Source organism: Aurantibacter sp. UH7 (genome assembly GCF_056839165.1).
Genome location: NZ_CM166388.1, coordinates 415,282 through 430,718, shown reverse-complemented (window position 1 = coordinate 430,718; position 15,437 = coordinate 415,282). Strand labels below are relative to the sequence as shown.

The window sequence follows — 15,437 nt, the reverse complement described above, 5'->3', positions numbered from 1 at the left end:
TAGAAGATACCTTCCTCATGCGAAATTTTTTGGACAAGATTTTTAAAAATCAATCCCATATTTATAAATCCCTATTGTATGTCGTTACGGTATGCTTTATTGTTTTCTTTTTTCCGAAGGGAGGACAGTTTAAATATGAATTTCAAAAAGGGAAAACTTGGCAGTATGAAAATCTGTATGCGCCTTTTGATTTTTCAATAAATAAAAGTCAGTCTGATGTTTTAAAAGAAAAAAATCAAATTCAAGACGAAAGACTTGACTATTATAAGTGCGATTTGCAAGTATTTGAAGATGTGAAAGCTGCCTACAATAAGCGATTTCCAATTATCTTTTCAACAGATAAATACAATGCAAGGCAGATAGTAACATTAAAAGAAGCTGCGAACGAAATACTGAATAATTTATATGAGTTCGGCGTGGTTAGGACCAAGGCCAAGGGAAGTGTTTTTAAAGATATTTACCTTGTTAAGAATCAAGAGGCGACAAGAATTGAATATAATAAGCTACGGAGTATTGGCTATTTAGATAGTTCAATTGACGCGTATTTAAAGCGTAGAGGCTTAAGTTCTTTTTCTGCAAGCTACAAAGAGCTATTCTCTGGCTTAGTAAAACCTAATGTTTCTTTTGATAAAGACTTAACACAAAAGGCATTAGAAAGTGAATTGTCGAAAATTTCGCATACTAGAGGAACAGTTTCCGAGGGTGATTTAATAATTGCCAGAGGTGAGGTAGTTGAAGCTGAAAATTTAAATGTACTGAATTCTTTAAAGCGGGAATTTGCATCTGAGCTGTGGGCAAATAATAATTTTTATTACATCATAAGTGGTTATACCGTTTTGGTCGCCTTAGTTTTAATGATGCTTTTTCTTTTTCTTAAGAAATATAGAATTGAGATTTTCGAAAACAATACTAAAGTAACTTTTATCTTTTTTAATATAGCTTTAATGGTCTTCATAACCACCTTGGTTGTGAAATACAATGAGGCTTATATTTTTGTTGTACCACTTTGTATTTTACCGCTTATAATTAAAACATTTTTCGATGCGCGCTTAGCACTTTTTGTTCATGTACTCGCCGTATTAATTTTAGGTTTTGTGGTACCCAATAGTTATGAATATATTTTCTTGCAAATTATAGCTGGCATTGTTACCATACTTACTGTTTCTCAGTTGTATAAAAGGGCTAATCTATTTATTTCGGTGGGTCAAATAACGCTGATTTATATGGTGGGTTATCTGGCGTTTCACACCATTCATGAGGGTAATCTTAAAAATATTGAATGGTTTGCCTTAGGGTTATTCTTACTAAATGGTATGATTACATTGTTCGTACAACCATTAATATACATTTATGAAAAAATCTTTGGTTTAGTTTCTGATGTTTCGCTGCTAGAACTTTCCGATACTAATTCTTCACTTTTAAAAGAATTATCTAATAAAGCGCCCGGTACTTTTCATCATTCTATGCAAGTATCTAATCTAGCAGAAGCTGCTGCCAACGAAATTGGTGCAAATGCTATGTTGGTTAGGGTAGGGGCTTTATATCATGATATTGGAAAAATGCAAAACCCTACATTCTTTACTGAAAATCAGATTACGAATGTTAATCCACATGATGAAGTATCGTCAAAAGAAAGTGCTAAAATTATTATTGATCACGTTATAAATGGTATAGAAATCGCTCGTAAAAACAATTTGCCAGACCGTGTAATCGATTTTATTCGTTCGCACCATGGTACCACAACGGTATATTACTTTTATAAAAAGCAACAAGCGATTGAAGAAAATGTAAATATTGAGGATTTTAGATATCCGGGGCCATTACCTTTTTCAAAAGAAACTGCAATATTAATGATGGCCGATTCTGTTGAAGCTGCCTCTAAAAGTCTTAAGAATCCTACTTTTTTAATTATTGATGAATTTGTAGATAAGATTATTGACGGACAGATGGCGGCGGGTCAATTTATAAATGCAGATATTACCTTTAGAGAAATTGCAAGTGTAAAAAAGGTAATGAAACAGAAACTTACCAATATTTATCACTTGCGGGTTGAATATCCGGAATAACGTCTAAATAAAGGGTTGAATTATTATTCAAATATTATGGCATTTGCTGACCCGCAGGCAATTATAAAAATGGTAAAAAAAAATACAATATTTATTGTGTTTTAGTAATTGAAAAATGTACATTTGCAACCGCATTTTCCCGATAGGGAATTGCTTAAGTTCTTTAAAAGAAATAGGAGAGGTGCCTGAGTGGCCGAAAGGAACGGTTTGCTAAATCGTCGTACCCCAAAAGGGTACCCAGGGTTCGAATCCCTGTCTCTCCGCAATTTTCTGCGAGAGTAGGCAGTTGAAAATATTGACAATGAATGTTAACACCGGTTGATTCATTGTATGCTATTAAAATAGCAAACACTCTTTATCGGGGTGTAGCGTAGCCCGGTTATCGCGCCGCGTTTGGGACGCGGAGGTCGCAGGTTCGAATCCTGCCACCCCGACAAAAGCCAGTTCAGCAATGAGCTGGCTTTTTTTATGGGATAGATGAAGCAGGTTCTCCCGAAGCATCGGGACTGCCACCCCGACAAAAGCCAGTTCAGTAATGAGCTGGCTTTTTTTATGGGAATAGATGAAGCAGGTTCTCCCGAAGCATCGGGACTGCCACCCCGACAAAAGCTAGTTTAGCAATGAGCTGGCTTTTTTTATAGGAATAGATGGAGCAGGTTCTCCCGAAGCATCGGGACTGCCACCCCGACAAAAGCCAGTTCAGCAATGAGCTGGCTTTTTTTATGGGAATAGATGGAGCGGGTTCATTAGAAGTATAAGTAATATCTTAGTTTTTGTTTCATTGCTAAAACTGTATTTTTATGTTCTAAATAAGTTTTCTTAAATGCAGACAATTAAAGAATTAATAGCGTTGATAACGCTAAATAGAATAGATGATACCATATTCGAAGGTGATAACTATCAAGCACCTTGGGGAAGGGTTTTTGGTGGGCAAGTATTAGCACAAGCTTTGCATGCTGCCTATCAAACAGTTCCAGAAGATCGTATTGCACATTCTTTACATGGGTATTTTATATTGGGTGGTGACTTAAATTATCCTATTCGATATGAAGTGGATACCATTAGAAACGGAGGTAGTTTTACAACAAGAAGAGTAGTGGCCAAACAAAATGGCAAGGCAATTTTTAACATGGCGGCTTCATTTCAGGTAAGGTCAAATGGGGTTAATCATCAGTTTCCAATGCCTAACTTAATTCCTCCAGAAAAATTAACTACTAGTCTTGAGCAATTGGAAGAGATTAAAGAATTGTATCCGAGTGCATATAAAAAACTTAAGGCTATTCAGCCTAAAGTGTTTGATTTTAAGCCCGTAGAAAAATTTACAACGCAATTAATTGAGAATGGTTCTCCTTTCTTTAATACGTGGTTTCGAACATCCGAAGAAGCTGAAATTAATTTACCAATGCAACAGCAACTGTTGGCTTATGCTTCAGATTACAACCTACTAACTACTGCAACTTTACCACATCGTGAGGAACTAAATAAAGGTGAGACTTTTTACGCTAGTTTGGACCATGCCATATGGTTTCACCGAGATTTTGACATCCAAAATTGGTTGTTGTATAGTATGGATAGTCCAAGTGCTTCTAACTCAAGAGGATTTGCTAGAGGAAGTGTATACGATAGAAAAGGAGTTTTAGTGGCTTCTGTTGCCCAAGAAGGATTAATGCGTCAAAGTAAGTAAAATGGAATTTAATTAGGTCAAGAAATATTTAGTTGATACCTCGAACTAAAGCTTATAAATATCCTAGAAAGATAGAGATGACCAATATGCTTTTCCTAAATAATACAGAAAAATTATAAAAAGTGCACAACGAAAATTTAAAAGATTTATCCCTTATATTAAATCACCCTACAGTGCTTACCATAAAAAAGTGATGTAATTAGTTTTTAAAACTATTATATAAAATCTATTTTGTAATAGTTCATTCATTACAATATTTAAGTAAGAAGGAATTTTTACATTCTTAAAATTTACGATATGAATGCTGTAATATGGTAAAGTTTTATGTTCTATTTTTCAAATTGCTTATATTTATAATTCTCCTAAATCGTTTAGGACTATTGTTAAAACAACTTAAAGTGAATTCTTTGCAAAATCTCAAAAACAAAATTCTCTCTTATACTAAAGTAGATGAAAAGGTTTTAGATTATTGGTTGACACTTTATGAGCGAATCGAAATTAAAAAAGGAGAGGCGTTGCTTTCAGCAGGGCAATTGGTCAAACACTTTTATTATTTAGATTCAGGTTGTATTTACTATTACAAAATTCAAGATGGGGAAACCAAAGTCTTAGAATTTTACACGGAAGATGTTTTTTTTACAGATTTACCAGCTTATGTGAAAGAATCACCATCGAGATATTTTTTGAGGGCAACGGAAAATTCTACGGTGTATGCAATTAAAAAATATGATACTGAAAAGTCTTTTGATGCTTCACATCAATTGGAGCGATTTGGTAGATTGTCAATGCAAGAAGCATTTATAAAATCTTATAGTCGTGTCGAACGTCTCAATAGCCGTACAAATGAGGAACGTTATGTACGACTTTTGGAAAAAAGACCAGGACTTTTACAAAGTGTTCCCCAATACCTTATTGCTTCTTATTTAGGGCTCACTCCGGTAGGCCTTTCTAAAATTCGAAAAAGACTGTTAAAGGTTTAGCCCGTTTAGTTTTGTGATGGCTTTTTTAGTTTTGATTTTGCAGTCTATTTAAAGTTCTTCAATATGGTTTTATTAAACTAGTTTAATGAGTTTGGGTGAAATTTCGGTTAACTTGAAAACTGATAAAACATAACGTTATGGCAAATCAATATGTAGATTTAGAAACGCTTAAATTTTTATTGTTTAATGTAAATAATTTGCAAGACGTTCTTGACCAAGAACGCTTTGCAGAATATGATCAGGAGTCGGTAGAAATGATGCTGAATTCAGTTAAGGATTTTTCCGATAAAGAACTTTATCCTTATTTCAGGGAGATGGATGAGCAGCCTGCACATTTCAAAGATGGTGAGATTGTAGTACACCCACAGGTGTTGCGCTATATGAAAGCTGGTGGAGAAATGGGGTTGCTGGCAGGGTCGTTTTCGTATGAACATGGTGGCATGCAAATGCCTGCAATGGCGGCACATGCTTCTGCATTTATACAAGATGCCGCCAATAATCATTTACCAGGCTATATTGGTTTAACAGTAGGTTCTGCAGAGTTGATAGCACATTTTGGTAGTCAAGATTTAAAGGATGCCTATTTGCCTAATATGTTATCAGGGAAATGGGGAGGCACAATGTGTTTGACCGAACCACAGGCTGGTAGTTCGCTTTCAGATATTACTACAGCAGCTACTCCCGATGGGGATACCTATAAAATTCACGGACAAAAAATATTTATATCGGGTGGCGATTACCAGGGTGCAGCGAATATCGTGCATTTGGTTTTAGCGCGAATCAAAGGTGCGCCCGCTGGTACAAAAGGAATTTCCTTATTTGTGGTTCCTAAAAATAAACCAACAACTGACGGAGGTTTAACATCCAATGATGTAACAGTCGTTGCCGATTTCGAAAAAATGGGACAACGCGGTTATTGTACAACACACTTATTTTTTGGCGACAAAGAAAATTGTGAGGGTTGGCTTGTAGGTGAAGCTAATAAGGGGCTTAAATATATGTTTTTAATGATGAACGGTGCCAGAATAGGCGTTGGTAGAGGAGCAGCGGCTATTGCTTCAGCAGCCTATCAGGCCTCTTTAAACTATGCAAACGAAAGACCGCAAGGGCGAAAATTAACAAGCACTGGTAAGAAAGATGCAAACCAAGAACAGACTTTAATAATCAATCATGCAGATGTACGTAGAATGTTATTACTACAAAAAGTAATTACGGAAGGTGCTCAAAGTTTGGTGCTTTTAACCGCGAAATATCAAGACCTTTCCATAGCAAGTGCAACCACAGAGGGGCGTGAGAAATACAGATTGCTATTAGAAATTATGACGCCTTTAGTGAAAACTTATCCGTCTGAAGCGGGCATTACCTCAGTTAATAATGGTGTTCAGGTTTTAGGTGGATATGGATTTTGTTCCGACTATATCTTACAACAGTATTTAAGAGATATTCGAATTTCGGCTATCTATGAGGGCACAACAGGTATACAATCTCAAGATTTATTAGGTAGAAAAATCACAATGGATAACGGGAAGGCACTACAATTGTTATCCACAGAAATTACAAACTCCATTAAAGCCAGTCAGGCCCATGAGACTTTAAATGCATATGCTAAGAAGTTAGGAGGGAAATTAGAATTGATACAACAAGTTGTACAAAGTCTAATGGGCTTTGCCATGAAAGGGGATTACCAACGTTTCTTAGCAGATGCCACTCCGTTTATGGAATTCTTTAGTACAATAGTACAGAGTTGGTTATGGTTAGATATAGGTCTTGAAGCACAAAATGCTCTAGTTACAGGAAATAAAGAACATAGTGCAGAATTCTATGAAAGTAAAATTCATGCCATGGAATTTTATTTTAAATACGAACTTCCAAAGACAACAGGACTAGCAGAAATACTAATGGACAATGAGAAAGCATTGACTATTGGTACAGATAAAGAGGTGTTTATTTAATAAATATAGTGCTAACAAAATTATCAATTTAAATCTTTTTGTTCTTTTTAATGCTGACTTTCTCTAGAAACCAGATGTGTCTGAGTTCGAGTTGCCCAATTAGAACAGACAATAAATAACATTTAATAGACGATCAATATGAGTATAAAACAAAAATTTGACCTCACCGGAAAAGTAGCTATCGTAACCGGTTCTAGCAAAGGAATAGGTCTGTCTATTGCAAGAGGTTTGGCGGAAAATGGCGCTAAATTAGTTATTAGCAGTCGAAAGCAAGATGCAGTGGATACAATTGCTGAAGAATTTAATAAAGCTGGATTAGAAGCTATAGGAATTGCGTGTCATATTGGCGACAAAGTCCAGCGAGAAGCACTGGTGGCAAAAACGATTGAAAAATATAGACGAATAGATATTCTCGTTAACAATGCTGCTATCAATCCTTTTTATGGTCCTTTGGAAACCTCAGGGGAAGAAGTTTTTGATAAAATAATGAATGTAAATGTGAAAGCCCCTTGGTTGCTTTCCAATTTAGTACAACCCTATATGAAATCAAATGGAAGTGGAAGTATAATAAATATTTCTTCGGTGGAAGGCATACACCCCGGTTTTCGATTAGGATTATATAGTATGACAAAATCAGCATTGATAATGCTTACAAAAAATCAAGCTAAGGAATGGGGTAAATACGGAATTCGTTCTAACGTAGTTTGCCCGGGACTTATTAAAACAAAGTTTAGTGAAAGCCTTTGGTCCAATGAAAAATTGGTTTCTTCCTATAATCAAACCGTTCCCTTAAAAAGAATGGCTGAACCCGATGAAATGGCTGGCGTGGTAATGCTTTTGGCATCTGATGCAGGTAGCTATATGACCGGTGGCGTATATGCTGCAGATGGCGGATATTTAATTTCGGGATAAAAGAACAGAAATATGAACTTCGAATACTCAGAAAAATCAAAAGATCTTCAGGAAAAACTAAAGCAATTTGTGGCTAAGAATTTAGTTCCTGTTGAAAAAGAAGTAGCGGCATTTCATAAAGACCCTGCTAATGCATGGATAAAGTGGCCTGGTTTAGAAGGTTTAAAACAAAAAGCAAAGGATGCAGGATTATGGAATCTTTTTCTTCCGAAAGCTTATGGAGATTTAAGTCCGGGACTTACTAATATGGAATATGCTCCATTGGCAGAAATTATGGGACGCATGTTATGGTCTTCAGAAGTATTTAATTGCAGCGCGCCAGATACTGGTAATATGGAGGTGCTGTCAAAATATGGTACTCCAGAACAGCAAGAAAAATGGCTAAAACCATTGATGAATGGTGACATTCGTTCTGCATTTTTAATGACAGAGCCAGATGTAGCCTCATCAGATGCAACTAATATTGAAACATCAATAGTAGCGCAAGGTGATGCGTATGTAATCAAAGGTCGTAAATGGTGGTCATCTGGTGCAATGGACCCCAATTGTAAGATAGCCATAGTTATGGGGAAAACTGATTTTATTGCTCCTAGACATGTACAGCAAAGTATGATTTTGGTGCCAATGGATACACCGGGTTTAAAAGTGATCAGACCGTTATCTGTTTTCGGATATAATGATTCACCAGAGGGTCATGCTGAAATTTTATTGGATAATGTTCGTGTTCCTAAAGAAAATTTACTGGTAGGTGAGGGGCAGGGCTTTGCAATAGCCCAAGGAAGATTAGGACCGGGTAGAATACATCATTGTATGCGTTTAATTGGTATGGCACAGCGTTCGTTAGAAATTATGGCACAACGTACAATACAACGTAAACCTTTTGGGAGAACTTTAGATACCTACAGTAGTGTTCGTCAAGATATTGCAAATTCAGCTTGTGAGATAGAACAAGCAAGATTACTAGTACTTTCCGCAGCCGATAAAATGGATAAGTTAGGAAATAAAGAAGCCAAAGATTTAATAGCTATGATTAAAATAGTTACGCCTAATATGACATTAAGGGTGGTAGATAGGGCAATGCAAATTTTGGGCGGATTAGGAGTGAGTAGCGATGTACCATTAGCACATTTTTTTGCTGCTGCTAGAATGCTCAGATTAGCTGATGGTCCTGATGAGGTGCATATGAGTCAATTGGGTAAGAATGTTATTAAAAAATACACGAAGGAAAGTTATAAATACTAGGAAAAGATAACAGAAAAAATGAATTTAAAACCAGTCCGAGAAGGTGAGGAATTAGACGAAATTAAACTCAAGAAATTTTTGCTTGAGCATAACCTGATTACTAATGCCAAAAGTGAATTGCAGGTTAATCAATTCTCCAATGGTTTTTCAAATCTCACATACCTTTTAAACATAGAAGATAAGGAGTATGTATTACGACGCCCTCCATTTGCAGCTCCAAAAAGAGGTCATGATATGGGAAGGGAATATACAGTAATTCATAATTTAAATAAGGTGTTTGATAAAACACCAAAAGCTTTTGCCTATACCGAAGATGTTGATATTATTGGTGCTCCATTTTATATCATGAGTAAGGTTACTGGTGAAATTTTAACGGCAAAAGAAGCGCGTAAAAGAAATGTTTCTCCATCAGAATTCAAAACTATTTCTAATACGTGGTTAGCTGCTTTTGTGGAATTTCACAATGTGGATTACAAGGCTGCAGGATTAGAAAATTTAGGCAGACCAGCAGGGTATGTTGAACGACAAGTTACCAATTGGGGTAAGCAATATTTGGCTGCTGCAACTGATGATGTTCCTACGGCTGAAAAGGTTATTACTTGGATGAAAGAAAACCAACCGAAAGAGTACGACCATACTTTAATCCATAACGATTTTAAGTATGACAATGTGGTTTTTAAAGATGATTCATGGAAAGAAATTACTGCTATTCTAGATTGGGAAATGTGTACACTGGGAGATCCGTTAATGGATTTAGGGACCTCTTTAGGGTACTGGACAACTGCTGCTGACCCTGATTTTATGAAACAAGGTTTGCAATCACCAACGGTGCTAGAAGGTAATCCGTCCAGAACAGAAATCGTACAGCAATATGCCTTAAAAAGTGGACGAAATATCGATAACCTAACCTTCTATTATGTTTACGGACTTTTTAAAATAGCAGTAATTGTACAGCAGATATATTACCGGTATAAGCATGGCCATACTAGCGATCCCAAATTTGCTCAGTTGAATAAGGTAACTGAACTATGTTGCAAGACGGCATGGCAAGCTATTCAGAAAAATCAAATCGATAACTTGTTCTAGAATTATGAAAAAACCAGCATTTATTGAAATCAATAAAGAACAATTTAAGGCTTTTGTAAAATTGCCTAAAGATACTCCGGTGACTATGGTTAACTTATTGAAATTCAAAAAATCAGTTCCAGAAACAGGCTTGTCTGGTGCTGAATCTTATAAGTTATATATGCATAAAGCTAATCCTTTTTTTACAAGGGCAGCTGCTGAAATACTATTTATGGGAAAACAAAATACCATGTTAATAGGCCCTGAAGATGAGGACCTATGGGATAAAATTTTGCTTATTAAATATAAATGCATTTCTGATTTTTTAGAAATGATACAAGCAGAAGGCTATCCTGCGCATTTAAGAAAACAAGCACTTGAGGATTCTAGGTTGATTCATTGTAGCTGAAAAACTGCAGGTACGAAGTAAAATGTTGAATAAGTATAGAACGAAAAATGGTAAAGAGTAAAAGAAACTATACGGTTACTTCAAGCTCTGTAAAAAAGCTAAAAACTATAAGCTAAGAACTATAAGCGAAAAATAAAATATTTTTTCATGAACTTAAAAGAGAAAATAGTAATTATTACAGGTGCAGGTAGTGGCATTGGCGCAGCAACTGCAAAACTTTTTGGCACCCATGGGGCAATTGTTATTGTTTCGGATATTAATTTAGAAAATGCTCAAAAAGTAGTCAATGAGATTAATGCAGAAGGTGGTACAGCATTTACTGTGAAAACTGATGTTACACAATTTAAAGAGGTCGAAAGCTTAATTACCGATACGGTTTCTGAACATGGAAGGCTAGATATAATTGTAAATAATGCGGGTATTGGTGGGTTCAATCAAAAGAAAACAGCAGAACATACCCATGATGATTGGCATAATGTAATCGCTGTTAATCAAACCGGAGTATTTTATTGTATGCAATCGGCCTTGAAGCAAATGACAAAGCAAGGATATGGTACTATTGTAAATGTTGCTTCTTTAGCAGGTCTAAAGGCATCTGGAAATAATCTTTCTTATAGTGCCAGTAAGTTTGCTGTTGTGGGTATGACTAAATCTGCCGCTTTAGAATACGGGCATAAGAACATTAGAATAAATGCAGTTTGTCCTGGGTATACAAATTCGGCGCTCTTAGATCAATTACTTTCCACAAGAGCGGATATGGAAGATATCCTTAAAAGATATATTCCGATGCGAAGGTTTGGTGAAGCAAATGAAATTGCGGAGGGAATCTGTTGGTTGGCTTCCGAGAATTCTAAATTTATTACAGGGCAAACGATAACCTTAGACGGCGGTGCATCCTTATAAAAGAATATGAAGACATTAGAAATAACTTATAAAAATGAATACGTCATAGTTCAAATGAACCGTGGCAAAGTAAATGCGATTAATGCCGACATGGTAAAGGAATTGGCTAATATTTTTCACGATCTAGAAAAAAATATTGAAGTAAAAGGGGTTATTCTCACAGGTCAGCCGCATTACTTTTCTGCTGGATTGGATTTAATTGAATTGTATCAATATGATAAAGAGCAAATCACTCATTTTTTCAAAATTTTCGGTGCACTATATCTTCAATTAGTCCAGTTTAAAAAACCATTTATTTCAGCAATTACGGGTCATTCCCCTGCAGGTGGATGTGTACTGGCAGTTGCAAGTGATAATCGTTATATGGCAGAAGGAGATAAGTATGTCATTGGATTAAATGAGGTTGCGGTGAACATTCAGATAAGTCAAAACCTAACCGAAGCATATGCTTTTTGGATAGGTACAGGATTAGCGAGCAGGTATATTCTAGAAGGAAAATTATTATCAGGAAAAGAAGCATTATCAGCTGGATTAATAGATGAATTGGTGCCGTTAGAAGATGTATTGGAACGTGCAGAGAAGCAAATGAAAATATATATGAGCGCAGACCAAGAGATTCTAATAAATACAAAATCAAAACTGCGAAAGCACCTCTGGGATAAATTAAACTTAGATGCGGAAAGTTCATTAAAGGAAGCATCTGAGCTTTGGTGGAAGCCAGAAATACGAGCTAAAATGAAAGCATACGTTGCGAGTTTTTCGAATAAAAAAAAGTAAAAAGTTTCCTGCTTGCGGAAATTTAAAATATAAAACAAACGCATGAACAAGCAATTATTATTTGTAAAAAGACCAATAGGGGAAGCTGATGCTTCTACATGGTTATTAGAAACCAATCCGATTCCTGAAATTAATGAAGGAGAAATCTTGATAAAACAACATTATGTATCCTTGGACCCAGCCATGCGTGGGTGGATGAATGATGCAAGATCATATATAGCACCAATGGAAATTGGTTCGGTAATGCGGGCAGGTTCTGTTGGGGAGGTTGTGGCCTCTAAAAATTCAAAATTTAAAGTAGGAGCGTATGTTGCCGGCACCGGCGGCGTTCAACAATATGCGGTTACTGATGGAAAAGGTTTTTACCCTGTAGACCCAAAGTTAGCTCCTTTACCCACATATATTGGGTCTTTAGGAATGCCTGGTATGACAGCTTTTTTCGGAATTATGGAAGTAGGTAAAATTAAAGAAGGAGATGTAGTAGTGGTGTCAGGCGCTGCTGGAGCAGTAGGAAGTATCGTTGGTCAAATTTCCAAGATAAAAGGATGCCATGTAGTAGGTATTGCCGGTGGTGCCAAAAAATGTAAATATGTAGTTGACGAACTTGGTTTTGATGCGTGTATCGACTATAAAAATGAGGATATTAAAAAACGTCTGAAAGACGAATGTCCAAAAGGATTAGACGTTTATTTTGATAATGTGGGAGGTGAGATTTTGGATGCTGCACTGAGTAGATTACGCCTTCATGCTAGAATTGTGATATGTGGAGCTATATCACAATACAACAATAAACAGGCAGTAAAAGGACCAAACAATTATTTGTCACTTTTGGTAAACAGAGCTAGTATGACAGGTATGGTAGTCTTTGATTGGGCAGATAGATACAAGGAAGGCGCCGAGCAATTGGGAATATGGATGGCGCAAGGAAAGCTAAAAAGCCGTGAAGATGTATACGAGGGAATAGAAAATTTTCCAGAAACCTACAACCGACTTTTCTCAGGAGATAAAATGGGGAAATTAGTGTTGAAGGTAATGGTAGATTAATTGCTAAGCGCTTCAAAGTATAAGTTGAAAATGCGTAAAACGGAGAGCGGTAAGCACAAAGCGAAAAAATGAAAGCAATACGATGTAAGAAATACGGTCCGCCTTCCTCTTTGAAACTAGAAGAAGTTGACCATCTAAAACCAAAAGCTAAGGAAGTTTTAGTAGCAGTGAAAGCGTGCGGACTAAATTTCCCTGATACCCTTATCATTCAAGGTTTGTATCAATTTAAACCAGAATTACCTTTTACACCTGGTAGTGATGTTGCAGGTATTGTAAAAAAAGTAGGAGAGGGTGTATCGCATTTGAAAGTGGGTCAGGAAGTATTCGGATTTGTAGCTCACGGAGGTTTGGCAGAAGAAGTTGTGGTACCGGCAAATGCCTGTTTTCCAAAACCACCCGAAATGGATTTTCCAACAGCAGCTTCATTTTTAATGGCATATGGAACTTCTTATCATGCATTAAAAGATAGAGGCATATTAATCAAAGGAGAAACGCTTTTAGTTTTGGGAGCATCTGGGGGCGTAGGGCTGGCAGCAGTAGAATTAGGTAAGTTAATGGGAGCAAAAGTTATTGCTGCTGCTTCAACAGATGAGAAGCTGTCCTTATGCAAAGAGTATGGTGCCGATGAAACTATAAATTATACAACACAAGATTTAAAAGCAACTATTAAGGTATTGACGGAAGGCAAAGGTGTTAATGTAGTTTATGACCCCGTAGGAGGTGCATATTCAGAAGCAGCTTTTCGTGGTATAGCTAGAAACGGTAGATATTTGGTGGTAGGTTTTGCTGCAGGCGATATTCCAAAAATACCATTAAATCTTCCGCTATTAAAAGAAGCTGCAATAGTTGGCGTTTTTTGGGGAGCTTTTGCAATGAAGAATGCTAAAGCAAATATGGAAAATACAATGACCTTAATGAAATGGCACGCCGAAGGAAAATTGAAACCACATATTCACGCCATTTATAGTTTGGAAAACACATCAAAAGCATTGGAAGAAATGACCAATAGAAAAGTAAGAGGTAAGTTGATTGTAAATGTGGGATAGTACTAGGTATAAAATAATGAGTGCTGTAATATTGAGTGTCGTTCAACATTTTTGAAAAGAACAATTAAAAACGTGTTAAAATGAGATTAAAAAATAAAGTAGCAGTAGTAACTGGTGGCTCAAGAGGAATAGGTAAAGCCATATCTGAATTGTTTGCAAAAGAAGGAGCAACAGTTATTATAATAGACCTCCTACCGCAAGGAAAAGAGGTTGCCGAAGGAATTAATTCCAATGGTGGGAAAGCAGAATTTTATTCCGTTTCCGTTACCGATAAATCAGCTATAGAAAAATTGTTTGCAGAGGTTAATGAAAAACATGGAAGTTTAGATATCTTAATTAATAACGCTGGTATTACTAGAGATAAAACACTCTTAAAAATGAGTGAGACTGAATTTGATTCAGTTCTTGAGGTGAATTTAAAAGGTGTCTTCTTATGCACACAAGCCGCTGCTATTTATATGAAAGAAAATAAATATGGTCGAATTGTGAGTGCGGCTTCTAATGTAGGTTTACGAGGTAATTTTGGGCAAACGAATTATGCGGCAACAAAAGCAGGAGTAATTGCCATGGCTAAAACATGGACACTTGAATTAGGCAAATATGGAATTACAGCAAACGCGATTGCACCAGGCTTTACCATGACCGATATGGTGGCTAAAATTCCTGAAGAACATTTTGAAACTATAAAAGAAAGTATTCCTTTAAAAACGGTAGCACAACCCATTGATATAGCCTACGGGTATTTATATCTGGCTTCGGATGAAGCACGTTTTGTATCTGGAATATGTTTAACGATTGATGGAGGAACTTCAAGATAAAGATTATGGCAAAGTTAGAACTCGAAAATTTTGATGCTTTTAGAAAGTTAGAAGGCAAACCCCTTCCTGATGGTGATTGGCTGACCGTCACTCAAGAAATGATTAACGATTTTGCAAAAGCAACAGGAGATTTTCAATGGATTCATGTTGATGTTGAAAAGGCAACTAAATATTCCCCCTTTAAAAAACCTGTGGCACATGGCTTTATGTCTGTGTCCTTACTGGCTAAACAGATAGCTGAATTAATTCAGGTTAAATCTGCTAAAATGGGGGTAAATTATGGTTTGAATAAAGTCCGTTTTCCCAGTCCGGTTTTAGTCGATAGTCGCCTTCGACTTCTTGGAAGTATTTCTCAAATTGAAGATTACGGCGAAACTGGAGTAAAAATCACTTGGAACTGTACAGTAGAAATTGAAGGTTCAGAGAAACCAGCTTGTGCAGCTGAATTTATAAGTTTAATGTTTGAGTGATGCTCATTAAAATTGGTTTCTAAAAAGAAACCTGTTGTACTTTTTAAATTTTCAACTTAATCAAAATAA

At 36.3% G+C, this 15,437-nt stretch carries 14 protein-coding genes and 2 tRNA genes; all 16 read left to right on the top strand.

The features are described 5' to 3' along the window. Positions 1-17: 17 nt before the first annotated feature. Positions 18-2,066, top strand: a complete 2,049-nt coding sequence (locus UH7x_RS01760; protein ID WP_482362009.1) for an HD family phosphohydrolase — start codon at positions 18-20, stop codon at positions 2,064-2,066. 175 nt (positions 2,067-2,241) lie between these two features. Further along, a tRNA-Ser gene (locus tag UH7x_RS01755) sits at positions 2,242-2,329 on the top strand. A 96-nt stretch (positions 2,330-2,425) separates the two neighbouring features. Next, positions 2,426-2,500: transfer RNA gene (locus UH7x_RS01750), tRNA-Pro, on the top strand. A gap of 389 nt (positions 2,501-2,889) precedes the next feature. After that, positions 2,890-3,750: an acyl-CoA thioesterase gene (locus UH7x_RS01745; RefSeq protein ID WP_482362008.1), complete on the top strand. Its 861-nt coding sequence runs from the start codon at positions 2,890-2,892 to the stop codon at positions 3,748-3,750. A gap of 398 nt (positions 3,751-4,148) precedes the next feature. Further along, positions 4,149-4,730, top strand: coding sequence for a Crp/Fnr family transcriptional regulator (locus UH7x_RS01740; protein ID WP_482362007.1), 582 nt, complete (start codon positions 4,149-4,151; stop codon positions 4,728-4,730). Positions 4,731-4,867: 137 nt separating this feature from the next. Beyond that, positions 4,868-6,682, top strand: a complete 1,815-nt coding sequence (locus tag UH7x_RS01735) for an acyl-CoA dehydrogenase family protein (RefSeq protein ID WP_482362006.1) — start codon at positions 4,868-4,870, stop codon at positions 6,680-6,682. Between the two features lie 138 nt (positions 6,683-6,820). Then, on the top strand, positions 6,821-7,594 hold the full coding sequence (locus tag UH7x_RS01730) for a glucose 1-dehydrogenase (RefSeq protein ID WP_482362005.1): 774 nt from the start codon (positions 6,821-6,823) through the stop codon (positions 7,592-7,594). A gap of 12 nt (positions 7,595-7,606) precedes the next feature. Further along, positions 7,607-8,836, top strand: coding sequence for an acyl-CoA dehydrogenase family protein (locus tag UH7x_RS01725; RefSeq protein ID WP_482362004.1), 1,230 nt, complete (start codon positions 7,607-7,609; stop codon positions 8,834-8,836). A gap of 18 nt (positions 8,837-8,854) precedes the next feature. Further along, the gene (locus tag UH7x_RS01720; RefSeq protein WP_482362003.1) at positions 8,855-9,922 is read left to right on the top strand and encodes a phosphotransferase family protein; all 1,068 of its coding nucleotides are present in this window, start codon (positions 8,855-8,857) and stop codon (positions 9,920-9,922) included. A gap of 4 nt (positions 9,923-9,926) precedes the next feature. After that, positions 9,927-10,310, top strand: coding sequence for a hypothetical protein (locus tag UH7x_RS01715; RefSeq protein ID WP_482362002.1), 384 nt, complete (start codon positions 9,927-9,929; stop codon positions 10,308-10,310). Positions 10,311-10,457: 147 nt separating this feature from the next. After that, positions 10,458-11,213 (top strand): SDR family NAD(P)-dependent oxidoreductase, encoded by a 756-nt coding sequence (locus UH7x_RS01710; protein ID WP_482362001.1) that lies wholly within the window; start codon positions 10,458-10,460, stop codon positions 11,211-11,213. A 6-nt stretch (positions 11,214-11,219) separates the two neighbouring features. Beyond that, the gene (locus UH7x_RS01705) at positions 11,220-11,990 is read left to right on the top strand and encodes an enoyl-CoA hydratase/isomerase family protein (RefSeq protein ID WP_482362000.1); all 771 of its coding nucleotides are present in this window, start codon (positions 11,220-11,222) and stop codon (positions 11,988-11,990) included. Between the two features lie 42 nt (positions 11,991-12,032). Further along, positions 12,033-13,034: an NADP-dependent oxidoreductase gene (locus UH7x_RS01700; protein ID WP_482361999.1), complete on the top strand. Its 1,002-nt coding sequence runs from the start codon at positions 12,033-12,035 to the stop codon at positions 13,032-13,034. A 68-nt stretch (positions 13,035-13,102) separates the two neighbouring features. After that, the gene (locus tag UH7x_RS01695) at positions 13,103-14,080 is read left to right on the top strand and encodes an NADPH:quinone oxidoreductase family protein (protein WP_482361998.1); all 978 of its coding nucleotides are present in this window, start codon (positions 13,103-13,105) and stop codon (positions 14,078-14,080) included. Positions 14,081-14,160: 80 nt separating this feature from the next. Next, positions 14,161-14,898, top strand: coding sequence for a 3-oxoacyl-ACP reductase FabG (gene fabG, locus UH7x_RS01690; RefSeq protein WP_482361997.1), 738 nt, complete (start codon positions 14,161-14,163; stop codon positions 14,896-14,898). A gap of 5 nt (positions 14,899-14,903) precedes the next feature. Next, on the top strand, positions 14,904-15,368 hold the full coding sequence (locus UH7x_RS01685) for a MaoC family dehydratase (protein ID WP_482361996.1): 465 nt from the start codon (positions 14,904-14,906) through the stop codon (positions 15,366-15,368). Positions 15,369-15,437: the final 69 nt, after the last annotated feature.

What these genes read in the sequence shown, in the direction of transcription:
- UH7x_RS01700 (WP_482361999.1), top strand. Translation starts at nt 12,033, where the DNA reads ATGAACAAGCAATTATTATTTGTAAAAAGACCAATAGGGGAAGCTGAT.
- UH7x_RS01745 (WP_482362008.1), top strand. Translation starts at nt 2,890, where the DNA reads ATGCAGACAATTAAAGAATTAATAGCGTTGATAACGCTAAATAGAATA.
- UH7x_RS01735 (WP_482362006.1), top strand. Translation starts at nt 4,868, where the DNA reads ATGGCAAATCAATATGTAGATTTAGAAACGCTTAAATTTTTATTGTTT.
- UH7x_RS01695 (WP_482361998.1), top strand. Translation starts at nt 13,103, where the DNA reads ATGAAAGCAATACGATGTAAGAAATACGGTCCGCCTTCCTCTTTGAAA.
- UH7x_RS01760 (WP_482362009.1), top strand. Translation starts at nt 18, where the DNA reads ATGCGAAATTTTTTGGACAAGATTTTTAAAAATCAATCCCATATTTAT.
- UH7x_RS01725 (WP_482362004.1), top strand. Translation starts at nt 7,607, where the DNA reads ATGAACTTCGAATACTCAGAAAAATCAAAAGATCTTCAGGAAAAACTA.
- UH7x_RS01715 (WP_482362002.1), top strand. Translation starts at nt 9,927, where the DNA reads ATGAAAAAACCAGCATTTATTGAAATCAATAAAGAACAATTTAAGGCT.
- UH7x_RS01710 (WP_482362001.1), top strand. Translation starts at nt 10,458, where the DNA reads ATGAACTTAAAAGAGAAAATAGTAATTATTACAGGTGCAGGTAGTGGC.
- UH7x_RS01730 (WP_482362005.1), top strand. Translation starts at nt 6,821, where the DNA reads ATGAGTATAAAACAAAAATTTGACCTCACCGGAAAAGTAGCTATCGTA.
- UH7x_RS01705 (WP_482362000.1), top strand. Translation starts at nt 11,220, where the DNA reads ATGAAGACATTAGAAATAACTTATAAAAATGAATACGTCATAGTTCAA.
- UH7x_RS01685 (WP_482361996.1), top strand. Translation starts at nt 14,904, where the DNA reads ATGGCAAAGTTAGAACTCGAAAATTTTGATGCTTTTAGAAAGTTAGAA.
- UH7x_RS01720 (WP_482362003.1), top strand. Translation starts at nt 8,855, where the DNA reads ATGAATTTAAAACCAGTCCGAGAAGGTGAGGAATTAGACGAAATTAAA.
- fabG (WP_482361997.1), top strand. Translation starts at nt 14,161, where the DNA reads ATGAGATTAAAAAATAAAGTAGCAGTAGTAACTGGTGGCTCAAGAGGA.